9 protein-coding genes are annotated in these 13154 nt (G+C 61.4%); 5 read left to right on the top strand and 4 right to left on the bottom strand.

The annotated features are described in order from the left end of the window. Nucleotides 1-5: 5 nt before the first annotated feature. The gene (locus ACFWAD_RS09260) at nt 6-2525 is read right to left on the bottom strand and encodes a response regulator transcription factor (protein ID WP_378543061.1); all 2520 of its coding nucleotides are present in this window, start codon (nt 2523-2525) and stop codon (nt 6-8) included. A 358-nt stretch (nt 2526-2883) separates the two neighbouring features. On the opposite strand from ACFWAD_RS09260, the gene ACFWAD_RS09255 reads away from it, so the two are divergent. Further along, nucleotides 2884-3891, top strand: coding sequence for a helix-turn-helix domain-containing protein (locus tag ACFWAD_RS09255; protein ID WP_378543059.1), 1008 nt, complete (start codon nt 2884-2886; stop codon nt 3889-3891). A gap of 49 nt (nt 3892-3940) precedes the next feature. Continuing rightward, a complete protein-coding gene (locus ACFWAD_RS09250; protein ID WP_378543057.1) occupies nt 3941-4375 on the top strand; it encodes a hypothetical protein in 435 nt (144 codons plus the stop codon). Nucleotides 4376-4877: 502 nt separating this feature from the next. On the opposite strand, the gene ACFWAD_RS09245 is transcribed toward ACFWAD_RS09250, so the two are convergent. The 3 genes from ACFWAD_RS09245 to sthA form a co-directional block, all read right to left on the bottom strand. Further along, nucleotides 4878-5768, bottom strand: coding sequence for a class I SAM-dependent methyltransferase (locus ACFWAD_RS09245; RefSeq protein WP_378543053.1), 891 nt, complete (start codon nt 5766-5768; stop codon nt 4878-4880). Nucleotides 5769-5860: 92 nt separating this feature from the next. Further along, nucleotides 5861-6763 (bottom strand): hypothetical protein, encoded by a 903-nt coding sequence (locus ACFWAD_RS09240; RefSeq protein ID WP_378543051.1) that lies wholly within the window; start codon nt 6761-6763, stop codon nt 5861-5863. Between the two features lie 151 nt (nt 6764-6914). After that, nucleotides 6915-8327, bottom strand: a complete 1413-nt coding sequence (gene sthA / locus ACFWAD_RS09235) for a Si-specific NAD(P)(+) transhydrogenase (RefSeq protein WP_283302488.1) — start codon at nt 8325-8327, stop codon at nt 6915-6917. A 473-nt stretch (nt 8328-8800) separates the two neighbouring features. Here sthA and ACFWAD_RS09230 point away from each other — a divergent pair, with 473 nt between their 5' ends. The 3 genes from ACFWAD_RS09230 to ACFWAD_RS09220 are packed head-to-tail and all read left to right on the top strand — an operon-like array spanning nt 8801 to nt 13147. Further along, nucleotides 8801-10315: a condensation domain-containing protein gene (locus ACFWAD_RS09230; RefSeq protein ID WP_378543049.1), complete on the top strand. Its 1515-nt coding sequence runs from the start codon at nt 8801-8803 to the stop codon at nt 10313-10315. After that, nucleotides 10248-11720: a condensation domain-containing protein gene (locus tag ACFWAD_RS09225; protein ID WP_378543047.1), complete on the top strand. Its 1473-nt coding sequence runs from the start codon at nt 10248-10250 to the stop codon at nt 11718-11720. Before ACFWAD_RS09230 ends, ACFWAD_RS09225 begins: the two co-directional genes overlap by 68 nt. Beyond that, nucleotides 11720-13147 carry a condensation domain-containing protein gene (locus ACFWAD_RS09220; RefSeq protein WP_378543045.1) on the top strand — a complete coding sequence of 476 codons (1428 nt, stop codon included), beginning with the start codon at nt 11720-11722 and terminating at the stop codon, nt 13145-13147. Before ACFWAD_RS09225 ends, ACFWAD_RS09220 begins: the two co-directional genes overlap by 1 nt. Nucleotides 13148-13154: the final 7 nt, after the last annotated feature.

Raw genomic sequence — 13154 nt, 5'->3', positions numbered from 1 at the left:
GGTAATCAGTCCTGCCCGCTGCCGAGTAGGTTGTGTCGGTGCGCTGCCGCGACGGCCTCTTCGCGGGAATGCGCACCGAGTTTGCGATACAGGGCTCGCAGGTGACTCTTCAACGTGTTGTTGGATACGAACAACTTTCGCGCTATCTCACCGATCGGGATGCCGAGACCGAGTTCCACGAGAACGTCCATCTCCCGCTTCGTCAATTGGACTCGAGCGATCACCGCTGGATACATCTGCGGCGCTTCGGATTCGAGAAAGGCCGCGACGGCACTGCTCGAGCCCTCGGCCCGCTCCTCGAGTCGCCTGATCAGATCCCGCGGTATCGTCGCCAGCGCCGACAGGACACCCGAGGTTTCGAGCAGTCCGCGAGCCTGCTCCCATGGACGCGCGGCAGCGGCGATTGTGCCCAGTTCGCCCAGCGCTGCGCATTCGATCAACAGCGATTCGAGACGATTTCTGGTGAGATACTCTCCACTCCAGTCAATTTCACGGCACAATTCCAATGCCTGTGCCGGCGCTCCGGTCAGTAGATGCGCACGAGCGACAGAAACCGTGACAACAGCAAACGTGTGCGCGGCAGCAACTGCTTCTTCCAGTGCCTTCGCACCCTCCCCGGACGCCAAAAGAAGATCGATGCGTGCTGCGGTGAGAAGTGCGTCACCGAGCGATCGTTCACACGGATTCACGTGACCATGCGTAGCCACTGCACGCTGCAATGAAATCAGGCCCGAGAACGGGTCTGATTGCAGCAGTGCGAATCTCGTGTACGCGTAGGCGGCAAATGCCCATAGATCCCCTGGCGGCGTGATCTCGGCGAGCACGTCCATCGCGGCAGCGCCCGCAATCCGGTCCACGCTGTCGTACGCCACCAGTGCACGCGCGATCGCTCCGCCCATGTGCGAAGGTGGTCCCAACCATCCCGAAACGTCCGGGTGCATGCTTTCGAGTTGAAGCCACTCTGTCGCGTGTGTGACATCGCCGATCAGCGCGGAGTTGAGCGCAGCGTTGCCTGCGGCGTGCCGCAGGACGAACTCCGGACCGTGCTGAACGGCGCCGTGATACGCGAGCCGCAATTCCACCGCGGCATCACCGAGGTCACCGGTCAACTGATGCGAGACTCCCCAGATCAGCCGCAGGGCGGGCAGTTGAGACCCCAACGCGCTCAACGATTCGTCGCCGAGTCCGTACACGACGTGCGCCAACTTGCGTGTGATGTCGGTTGAGCGCTGGTACTTTCCGGACGTTCTCAGTACGACGGATTGGACGGTCCCGACGTTCAACAAACTGCATGCTTGCGAACTACCGCCTATTGCGCGCAACTCCGCAGGTTCCGTCGGTAGCGAATCGCCGTTCATCAACTGTGGACGAAGGCGTGATTCGAGTAGGTCACGCCCCACCAGGATCGAGGGGTTCTCGGCCAAGACGTCACTGGGAATCGATTGCAACGCCGTTCGAATCAGTCCAGTGTGATCGACCAAGAGATCGGCCCAGTGCCGTTCGAGTATGTCGAGCGCGCGAAGCCACTGACGACCGTCCATCGCGTAGCGGACCGCACTGGCGAAATCCGAAGTCGCGAGAGCGTGGTCGACGAGCATCGGAAAGGGGTCTTCGAATCTCGCCCCTTGTTCGGACCGTATCCGTATGAGCGCCAATCGAACTGATGGCGCAAAATACCAGGCCGGCTCCCCGGCGCGGCCGTCCCGGAAGATGAGTCCGAAAGACTCGAGCACGTCGAGTTTGCCCGTCACGTCAAGGTCGTCGGACACGACGGCCGCGATCGCAGGTGTGACCGTGCGCGCGGCGGCGATCGTCGTCGTGAAGTCGAACAGCTCGAGCGCTTTGCCCGATCGAGGAGCGGTGCGACTGACGTAAGCGAGGATCGCCTGGTCCACCCGCTTCTGAACGCGTTCACGCCCGCGATTCGGTTCACTCAGCCCCGCAACCGCGCTCAGAGCAACCTTCATCAGAACAGGGACACCCGCAACGCGTTCGCAGATCGAATGCACGATGCCGGACGGAAGGTGAATCCCGGCGTCCGCAAACAGAATCGTGGACTCGTCGAGTGTGTATCTGAGGTCGTTCATGCATAGGTACTCGTCCACGCGCACACCGTCGAGCAAGTCCGTTGCAGATCGATCCTGGAGCGTGACAATCACTTTCAACCCGGGCAACCGCACGATCAGGTCAACGAGTTGGTGCCCCACCTCGTCTCCCTCGACCAGGTCGATGCGATTGAACACCAACACGAACGGCGTAGCCGAGGAGTGGAGAAGTGATTCGACGGCTCCGACCGGATCGTCGAGGATTCGTGGCGGAGCCTTCAGCGATTCCAGCGAATCCTGAATCAGGGCGAAAGCCGAGTTCCAGTAGTCGACGGGAGTCATCCGTTTCGACGGTGCCGGCACCCACACAACCGGTCTACTCGGCACCGTCCCGAGAGTTGTCAACCACAAGGCCGCGAGTTCGGTCTTGCCGAACCCTCGGGGCGAGTCGATGACCGTCAACCCCGCGGGGCGCTCCATCAAAGCCAGGAGGCGAGGGCGTACCGCGGTCGGTCCACGACCCGCGAGACGCCGATGCAGCGAGCCCGTTCCGCGCGGGTTTCGCTTTGCTCGGGATAGCTGTGATCGATTTGAAGGGGACGTCACGATTTTCGGCCAGTGAGCAGCCGAGCCCCACCGAATTCGAGATTTCGTTCGAGAACCGAACTCACAGCCTGTCCACCCATAACGAACAACATAGACAGAATCTGCACGACACGCGAGGGCCGTGCGTCTCAAAAACTCGTCCGTTTTGTCTCAATATGTGGGCTCGATCACTATCGACGATTATTTGCGGGAGAGTGACTGCGGCCTGCAGGATCTGACATATCATGCCCGCGTGTCGATCAATTCCGCCCGCATTCGCGTGTCGACCGGATCGGTCGACCCCGCAGATGCCGACGACTTCTGGCGCGACGCGACGCGTCCGTTCTTCGTCACCGAACCGGTGGGTGCCGACACTCCGCTCGAAGGCTCGATATCCGCTCTGCCCATCGGGACCTCGCTGATCGGTGAAACTACCTTCAATGCGCAGAAGTACACCCGAAACAAAATCGTCATCGCCGAGAGCGGACTCGACGATCAGTACATGATCCAGGTCGTCCTCGACGGGCAGGTGAGTGGTGATGCCGAGGGGGTGGATTTTGTCGCCCGCCCAGGGGACGTCACGTTCTTCGACCTAGGGCGGACCTGGACCGCCGCCGCCGAAGCCGAGGCGACAGGGCGCACCATCACGCTCCTCGCCCCGCGCTCTCTCGTCGAGGCCGAGTCCAAGGGTCGTTCCCTCCACGGAACGGTCCTGCGCGGAGTTCCCGCCTACGTTCTCGCTCAGTGCCTGCAATCGGTCGTACTGGCGCTGCCGCATCTCGACCCCGATGCTGCGGCCGGCTACGAGGACGTCGTCGCTTCACTTCTCCGCGTCAGCTTGGGTATCGCCGAGCCCGACTTGTTGCCGCGGCCCGATCACTCTCTCCGCGATCGTGCGTACGCCTACATTGCCGAGCATCTCTCCGAGACCTGGCTGGGGCCTACGACCATGTGCGCGGCCCTGTCGGTCTCCCGGGCCCAGCTCTACCGCGCGTTCGCGTCCGACGGCGGAATTGCGCTTGTCATACGGCGCAAGCGTCTCGAACTCGTGTATCGCGAGTTGACCCGAGCCGAGATGCCTAACGAAACGATCGAAGCGCTGGCGCAGCGTTGCGGCTTCACGTCCAAGTCCCAGTTGGCGCGCGCGTTCAAGGACTTCTACGGGATGACCCCGAGCCAGGCACGCACAGACGGCAGACGCACGATCGGAGACCCGTCGATCTCGCGTCTGCACCGCCGCCTCGAGTTCTTCAGCCCTTGAATCGCAATACTTCACAGCCCCGCGATCGTGCCTGTGTTCTAGTTGATCCATGAGCTGGGTCGACAAGGAACTGAGTCTGGCCGCGCTCACCGGCGCCGTCACAGGTGTCGCCGTGATGATCCCGATAGTCGGCGATGAAGCCTGGTCCTGGGTAGGACTGTTCATACCCGCCTTCATCGGAGCACTGGTCGGGCTGATTGTCGGCTCGAGCGCCGTTGCAGGCGGGCGCTGTGCGCTGAGCACAGGTCACAGATGGCCGGCGCGCACAGTCCGCCGCTGGAAGCATCGGTTCGCTGCGTACTCGACAATGGCGGTGACCCTACTGGTGGCGACAGTGTTCATGGCGGCTGTCATCGCTACGGGTGACCCGGTGCGAGATGCCGGAGGATTCCCGACGTCCTTGATCGTACTGGCGGCCATCGCCCTGATGACGTACGTGTTCTCCTACGTGCTCGCCCCGGCCCAGGCCTCGGAAACTCCGTAAGTAACTCTGCTTCATCACAATTCAGCAGATCATTTCAGCTGGAAATGAACCGAAGAACAAACTGTTCGATGCCTTCCGATATGACCTTGGTGAGGGCGGTGAAGTCGTTCGACCAACGTTGAATGTCCAAGCTGCTCATTGATTTCCTCCGGTCAACATCCCGCTGCCTGTGACCACATGACGTATGCGAGGCATCGGTCGCGCACTAGAACTATCTGCCAGAATGCGGTTTCCGTTACCGCTGGGCCCACCGAACAGCGACACCTGTTCCTGCGAACCCTGGTACTGCAGATGCCGTCGAACGGTTGCAACAACGCCATGCAGAGTTCGAGCGAAAAGCGCTATCCACCAAAAGTATTAGCTCGAAAGGACTACGACCCACGCGTTTTCCGGGCGGCAAGACCCACAGCGCACCGACGGTGATCAGGCGAGTTGGCCGCTCGATTGTCATGCACCGAAGCCGCACGCGACTCCAGGAAGTTAGCGAAGTCCCCCAAGGGAATCAGCCCTGCTTACTCACGTCACTGATTCGTCTGGCGACGATGGCGAAGTTCAGGGGGATCCTCGGAGCGTGGTCCGACAGAGTCCATCCGTTGGCGCACGCAACGAGTTCCGGGAAGGCCGGCCAGTCCATGTAGGGAAGTTCCGAAACTGATTCGATATGAAGGCCCGCATCCAGCAAGGAACCGATGACCTCGCCTAGATCGTGGCGCCATTCGTGGTTAGTGGCGTGCGCTATCTGTCCGTCGGAGTTCCCGGTGTAGGTCGCAGAGTCTTCGTACGAACGCACACCGCCTCCGGAGAGGTAGTCGTCGGTGATCGTCCACGGTTCGAATGCCATTGCGCCGAGGATCGGATGATCGTCGCGGATCTGAAACACCCCACCCGGCTCGAGGAGGTCGTGGATCGACCGAGCCCAGGTGGCGAGTTCCGGCAACCAGACGATGGTCCCGGCGCTGGTGACGATCGTGTCGAAACGCCTGTCGACAAGCGTCGAAGCGAATCGCGCGTCACCTTCCACCCAGGTGATCCGGCGGTTGTCGGCCTTTGCGATACGAGCTGCGTGGTGCAGAGAATTCGGTGACAGATCAAGCCCGTGCACGTCGATCGCACCAAGTCGCGCCCAGGAGATGGTGTCGATCCCGATGTGGCACTGCAAATGCAGAAGCGAGCGACCCCGCACTCCTGACTCCGGCAGATGTGGGGCCAGAATCGACAAGTCGTTCTGCACAACTGTGGAAATGGTCGCGCTGTTGGCGAGAAACCCTCCGACGTCGTACATTTCGGAGCGCACATGCACATCGGCGCGATCATCCCAATTCGCCTTGTTGCTGGCGATGGCCTCGGCCTCGTGTTTCGCTTCGGCCTCGTGTTTCGCTTCTGCCCCGTGCATCGCTGCCCCTCCGAGATCGGCCTGAACTGCCTTTCTAACACGTCTGTAGTCGTGTTCGCCGTCGTGTCCTCGAGGACACTTTCGCTAACGGATCAGACGGTCACTTCTTCGACCGGCTTCTCCTCGTGGGTCGCGGCGCCGAAGACTGCCACGGCGACGGCACCGGCGATCGCCCCGACAAAGCCGACGACGGCAAGCCATTCCAGTCCCGGTCGCGACGCGTCACCGAGTACCACGACGCCGACGATTCCCGGAACAACCGTCTCGCCGACGACAAGGGCCGCCGTCGCTCCGTTGACGGACCCCAGCTGCAGCGCGACCGTGTGCAGATAGAAACCGCCCAGGCCCGAGACGAGGATTGCCCACCCGGCCGGATCGCGGAGCATCGTGCCGATTTCGAACGGATCGATTCCGTAGACCACGCGTACGGCAATGGCCAGACAGCCGAACAGCACACCCGAGATCAATCCGGCGACAACTGCTGCGCGTGAACCCAACCATCGGATCAAACCGATGCCGATCGACAAGATCAACGCCGAGCCCACCAGGACGCCCCAGTGGACGACGTCATTGGAACTCCCGCCGCCCGCGTGACCCGACGACAAGCCGAGCAGTAGGAGCGATCCGATCACAGCGGCGATCGCGAACCAGTCGCGGCGATGCAGCTGGATGCCCAGGACCACGGTCCCCAGCACCGCCGTGATGACGAGATTGGCGCTGACCACGGTCTGCGACAAGAACAATGGAATGAGCCGCGCGGAGATCGCACTACCGGCGAATCCGACCGCATCGAGCACGGTGCCCAGAATGAACGACGCCGTCAGCGCGGCTGCGAACGTCGACCGCAAGGTCGGGCCACCCGACGCCGTCACGTGCCCGGACTCGCCCCGCTGCTCGGCGGCTGCTGCCGACTTGCGCGCACCGTACGCCTGCAGCACCGACGCAACGCCGTATCCGACACACGCCACGATTGCGGCTATCAGTCCGATCAGCATCGAAAGTCCACACGAAGTTCCAGGGCAATGGTCATAGACGTGAACCCTGCCCTATTTCCCCAGTCCTGACATCACCCTCAGGTATTCGAACAAGTGCTACCCGAGAAGTACACCGACCAACCCTGACCGGTACCTGAGGACACCCCGACCCCTAGTGGAACTGCTTGAGAGCCCTGATCTTGTTCATGACGTCGAGCGCCGCCACCTTGTACGCCTCGGACAGCGTCGGGTAGTTGAAGACGGCGTCGACAAGGTATTCGACGGTCCCGCCGCACCCCATCACCGCTTGACCGATATGCACGAGATCCGTTGCACCCGAGCCGAAGATATGAACACCGAGCAGTTTGAGGTCATCCGTCGACACCAGAATCTTGAGCATTCCGTAGGTGTCACCGCCGATCTGTCCACGCGCGAGTTCACGGTATCGGGAAACCCCGACTTCGTACGGCACCGACTCCTTGGTCAGATCCACTTCGGTGGCGCCGACGTACGACACCTCGGGAATCGAGTAGATGCCGATCGGCTGCAGATCCATCAGTTTCGCGCCGGGTTCGTCGAAGGCATGGTAGGCCGCGAGTCGACCCTGATCCATCGACGTCGCCGCCAATGCCGGGAATCCGATGACGTCACCGACGGCGTAGATGTGTTCGACCTTGGTGCGGAAATTGTCGTCGACGTAGATACGCCCGCGTTCGTCTGCCTCCAGGCCGGCGTTCTCCAGTGCCAGTGGCGCCGTGAGACCTTGACGTCCAGCCGAGTACATCACGGTCTCGGCGGGAATCTGCTTGCCGCTGCGCAGCGTCGTGAGCGTTCCGTTCGCTCCGACGTCGACTGCCGTCACTTCCTCACCGAATCGGAAGGTGACCGCCAGATCGCGCAGATGGAACCGCAGCGATTCGATGACCTCGGGGTCACAGAAGTCCAGCATCGACGTTCTCTTTTCGACGACGGTGACCTTGGTGCCGAGCGCCGCGAACATCGACGCGTACTCGATACCGATCACTCCCGCACCCACCACGACCATGGTGGTCGGGATGGAGGTCAGATCGAGGATTCCGTCGGAGTCGAGCACCCGGTGACTGTCGAAGGACACACCGGACGGACGGGCAGGCAACGTTCCGGTCGCGATCACGACGAATTTCGCAGTGATCGTCATCTTGTCTCCGCGCGAGGCGTCCTCGACGAGGATGGTGTGCTCGTCGACGAACGAGCCGACCCCTACCAACAATTCGACACGGTTGCGCAGGAGTTGAGATCGCACGACTTCGATCTCTTTGGTGATGACATGCTGGGTTCGCGCCAGCAGGTCGGCCGGAGTGATGTTCTCCTTGACACGGTAACTCGCACCGTACAGTTCGCGCTGGTTCATCCCGGTGAGGTAGAGAACCGCCTCGCGCAGTGTTTTCGACGGAATGGTGCCGGTGTTGACGCACACTCCCCCGAGCATGTTGCCTTTCTCGACCATCGCCACCCGTTTACCCAGCTTGGCGGCTGCGATGGCAGCCTTCTGCCCACCCGGGCCGGAGCCGATCACAACCAGGTCGTATTCCATCGGATCAGTCATCGCTTACAGATACCGTCTGCATACGACCGGCAGATGCCGAGCATGTCAATACTCGGTGAACAATCCGCGGCACCGAGTGCGCACGCCGGACCTACACGAACCGTGTTGCAATAGAAAGAGATACATCAGAATCTCAACGAAACTTACTACACACAAACATATTCCACTATTTGCATATTCGAATGTGTCGCGATCTCACAGCTGTTGAAGCAGGTTGATGAAATTTGTTTCACCACAGAGTGATTGATCGATAAACTGACAGCTGACCAGGGGCTGTAAACCGGATGTCCAGTATTCGAATTGTCCGAAATAACGAGCGGAATGTTCCTCGTCACATCCCGGACCGAAGCAGTTGCGCGCAGCCTCGGGTCGCGTTCTACTTGCCTTGACTAATCATCTGTCACTCTCGGTTACAAACATCCGCCCCGTTCACGATCCCCACCTTTCGCCATCTCGAGAGATCAGGTTTCCCAATGGAATTCACGGAACTTGCCGACTATCCCTTACCGCCTGGGACCGTCACCGAGTGGACTCCCGCTGCGGTGAATCCGCCCGAGCATTGGCCTGTCGACCAGCGTCCCGCCAGCTACATTCACGAAGCACACCTGAAACATGCCGAACAGGTGAGACAGCAGGTGCACCATCAGATCGACGGATGCACTCCCTCCTGGTTGGGTACCTCGTTTCGCATCCACGATCGACTCGACCGAAGGATCTGGGCGGCTGCACTCGATCATTGGATCGATCGCCACGAAGTGCTGCGGACACACGTCGCCACAGAGGGCGAAGCGATAGTCCGACGCACCGCGGGGCCCGGAGAGGTCCGGATTCTGGGCACCGAAGTCGGACACCTGGCGTCCTCGATGTCCGTCTTCACGCACCTGCAGCAACTGCTCGACCGGTCGACCGATCCACTCGTCTGGCCTGCGTATCAATTCGCGACGATTGAAAGTCCCAATCATTTCACCGTGGTTTTCGCCGCTGATCATGCTCTGCTGGACGGATATTCGGTTGCGCTGACCGCGCATGAACTGCAGACGATCTACCGATCGTTGAGCGAGGGAAGCCCTACCTCGCCGCCGGAGACCGGGAGCTACATCGACTTCGGCACCACGGAACGAGATCTCGTGGAACACGCGGACTGCTTCCACCCTGCGGTGCAGACGTGGCGTGAGTTCTACACGCACGGTGAGGCTCCGCTCTTTCCGGCGTTACCCGAACCGGTCACCGGACGCCGAGTTCCTCAGCAAAGCCTGTCCGCCTGGCTTCTGAGCGCCCGGGGAGCCGAACGCCTGGCAGAAGCGAGCAAGCGCAGCAACCAAGGTTTCCTTGCCGCGATACTCGCGTGCGCGGCCAAAGTGACCGGCGATCTCACCGGTGCAGACGAATTCCGCGTCGTCGTGCCGCAACACACCCGTTCGGAGCTTCGATGGGCTGCATCCCTGGGATGGTTCATCGGTGTTGTGCCGGTGAGGATTCCGATTGCCCCCGCCGCTACTGTAAGCGATCTGGCCCAGGTTGCCGGCGCGGCGGTACGACGCGTCCGACCCGCAGCGGCCTTGCCGTATTCGAAAGTGTGTGAGCTGATCGACTGCCCGCAGCACCTGCCGTTCGTGCTCTCCTACATGGACGTTCGTCACGTTCCCGGTGCCGAGCAGTGGACGAGCTGGCAGACCAGAGGCCTTCGTAGTCGCGATCATTCGGGAACCGACGTCTACATCTGGCTGACGCGGACGCCGGAAGGGCTCAATCTGGCCATACGCCACCCGGGCAACGCGCGCACGAGCCGCCACATCCATCAGTTCGCCGGGTTGCTACGCCGTGAGATGGAGGACTTTGCCTTCCTGACCGAAACATCCGCAGCGTCGACTGACACCACTGCACCGATCAACCCCGCTGCAACGATCGAGGAGAACTCTCATGGAAATGACACCGATCGATCTCTGGGCACCGAAAGCCGGGACGCTCACCGAGTTCAGGCCTACTGAGCAATCCCTGGCGGCGGCATCCAGGGCACCACGGAGCGAACAACCGCTCTCGTTCCTGCAAGAGGGACACATTCGTACCGCCGACCACAAGCGCTCACAAGGCGTCGACTGGTCACCGTGGATCGGATTCACCTTCACTCTGCCCGGTGATCTCGATCGGGAGGCCCTGCGGCGGGCAGTGCAGGCTTTTGTCCTGCGGCACAACACACTGCACAGTTGGTTCGAGGTCAGACCATCCGAAGATCCCGCTGGTAGTGGGGTCATCGACCGTCGGGTGGTGGAGGCGTCGACGATCGAACTCACGTCACACAGCGTCGGTCCCCTGAACACGACAGATGCGGTTCGCGAACACGTGAGCCGAAGTTTCGCCGGCGATACCAGCCCACTGCAGTGGCCCTCGTTCATCAGTGGCGCCGTCGAACACGGCACGGGCGCCGGCTTCACCATCTACTACGGCGTCGATCACTCGCACACCGACGGCCTGTCGCTGATGCTGGGCGTCGAAGAACTTCGTGCCCTGTACATCGCCGAAAGCACCGGCATCGACGCTCAACTTCCCTCCCCCGGAAGCTATGTCGAGTACAGCGGCGAAGAACGGGCAGCCGCGGGGGACCTCGACTTGTCCGCAGCCCCTGTGCAGCAGTGGATTTCGATTCTCGCGGCCAACGCCGGACAACTCCCGACGTTCCCCCTCGACCTCGGCGTGCCGCGGGGCGAGCAGACCCGGTCGACCCGCACACATATCGACGTTCTCGACAGCGACGAGTCGGCCGCGTTCGCAGCGCTGTGCAAGGCCAATGGCGTCGGCTTCTCCACGGGGATATTCGCGGCCCTCGCCCTCACCGAGATCGAGGTCGCGAACAGAGCGAACTACTTCGCGCTCAACGCGGTCGGTACTCGCTCCGATCCGAGATACCGTTTTTCTCAAGGCTGGTTCATCAATCTCGTCCCGGTCTCGTTCATGCTGAGTGGTGTCACCAGCTTCACCGATGCACTCCCCCTTGCCCATGCTGCTCGCGCCGCAGTGAAGGGGCTCGCGGACGTGTCCATCCATTCGGTGATCGCCCAGGTGTCGAAGTTGACCGGAACCGACATCGGCGGAACGTCGGTCCCGCCGATGGTGTCGTACATCGACATGCGCCTCATTCCCGGTGCCGAGCACCACGACGAACTCGAAGCGCGCGCACTGGGTGGACCTGGAACTACGGGTGATCTGTCGATGTGGATCAACAGGAAGGAAGACCGTACGTATGTGATGGTCAGCTTTCCCGACACCGAGCAGGCACACACATCGGTCGATCGATACCTTCGACACCTCCGCAACGTCCTGAGAACGGTCGCTGATGCCGGCGACTACCGCGTCGTTCGTCAGGCGGATGCACGTCAGGAAGTGGAGACCGCCTGATGCACATCACCTTTCTCGACAGGTTCGAGGCACGGCCGGGCCGCATCCTGCAGTGGACGCCGAGCGAAATCTCCTCCGGATCGACGTATCCGGTTCCTCCGACCTCCAATCAGCAGCTGCATCTTGCCGGCAGCCGCGGCGATACGACTTGGCTCGCTGCCACTTTCGACGTTCCCGGCCCCATCGACACGGACGCACTCAAGGCCAGCTTCGAGGAATGGACGTCCCGTCACGACGCCCTGTCGTGCTCGTTCTCCCAGGCCGAAGATCCGGGCGAATCCTCGGCACTGTTCGTCGACGTCGCCGACGTCGGCGATCTGCGCCTGCGTGAGGAAACAGTGGCTGACGCACGAACACCTGAACAGGTACGAGAACTCTTGGGCGAGCGCTTGGATCGATGGTGCAACCCTTTTGCGTTTCCCGCGTACTTTCTCGGTGCCATCACCCGCGAGGACCAGTCAACAGTGATCTGCGGGTTCGACCATGCCATCTGCGACGGCTGGTCCATGAGCATCGCAATTGCCGAGATCAGTACTCTGTATCGCGAATACACGCGGGCGGACCGTGTTCCGACGGCGTCGGATCTCCTGCCGGAGCCCGGGAGTTTCCTCAACTACTGCTTCCGCGAATCGGCAACCGCGGATCCAGAACCCGGCGACCACCGCATTGCGGGTTGGCGGTCCTTCCTCCGATCATGCGGGGGTGACACTCCCCATTTTCCCGTAGATCTGGGACTGCCCGCCGGAACCATGTCGCCCCAGGGCACAGACACCCGGATGCTTCTCGATGCCGGCGAAGCAGAGCTGTTCGACCAGAACTGCGCCGATCATCGACACTCGTCGTTCGGCGCGATTCTCGCATCGATCGGTTTGGCCACAACACAATTGACCGGCAAGAGGGACACACACCTACTGTTCCCGGTCCACACCCGTCGGGAACCGCGACACAACCACACCTTCGGTTGGCTGGTGGCCAATGCGCCCATCACCGTGACGAGCATGGACAATCTTCACAGCACTGCTCGGGCAGTCAATCTCGCTTTCCACGAGTCACTTTCACTGTCGTCCGTGTCGTCGAGACAAGTCTTGCAGAGCTTGGGGCCCGAGGTTTCGCCCACTCGCAGAGACATCTTCTCGGTGTCCTACGCCGACTACCGAAGCATGCCTGGTGGATCGCGCCCCCGTACATCACAGTCCAGCGAATCGCCGTCCTGCAAATCACAGTCCTGCAAATCACAGTCCTGCGAATCACAGCCTGCGCCGATCAATCCGCAGCAACTCAGTCGCGTGTCGAGCGCAGACGACGTTCAGTTCTGGTTCTCTCGCACTCACGACGGATTGGCAGTGCGCACCAGGTTTCCGGCACCCGCGGCCCGGACAGTGCATACCTTCCTGGAGCGTGTCTCCGAGATTCTGTCGACGCCGTAGACAGACT

Source organism: Rhodococcus sp. NPDC059969, assembly GCF_042738325.1.
In the GTDB taxonomy this organism is placed as follows: Bacteria; Actinomycetota; Actinomycetes; order Mycobacteriales; family Mycobacteriaceae; genus Rhodococcus_F.
The sequence above is the reverse complement of the archived record's forward strand: the minus strand, read 5'-3'. Positions and strand labels throughout refer to the sequence as shown.

Coding starts and splice junctions, on each gene's coding strand:
- ACFWAD_RS09260 (WP_378543061.1), bottom strand. CDS start 2,525: ATGGAGCGCCCCGCGGGGTTGACGGTCATCGACTCGCCCCGAGGGTTC.
- ACFWAD_RS09250 (WP_378543057.1), top strand. CDS start 3,941: ATGAGCTGGGTCGACAAGGAACTGAGTCTGGCCGCGCTCACCGGCGCC.
- ACFWAD_RS09245 (WP_378543053.1), bottom strand. CDS start 5,768: ATGCACGGGGCAGAAGCGAAACACGAGGCCGAAGCGAAACACGAGGCC.
- ACFWAD_RS09240 (WP_378543051.1), bottom strand. CDS start 6,763: ATGCTGATCGGACTGATAGCCGCAATCGTGGCGTGTGTCGGATACGGC.
- sthA (WP_283302488.1), bottom strand. CDS start 8,327: ATGACTGATCCGATGGAATACGACCTGGTTGTGATCGGCTCCGGCCCG.
- ACFWAD_RS09230 (WP_378543049.1), top strand. CDS start 8,801: ATGGAATTCACGGAACTTGCCGACTATCCCTTACCGCCTGGGACCGTC.
- ACFWAD_RS09225 (WP_378543047.1), top strand. CDS start 10,248: ATGGAAATGACACCGATCGATCTCTGGGCACCGAAAGCCGGGACGCTC.
- ACFWAD_RS09220 (WP_378543045.1), top strand. CDS start 11,720: ATGCACATCACCTTTCTCGACAGGTTCGAGGCACGGCCGGGCCGCATC.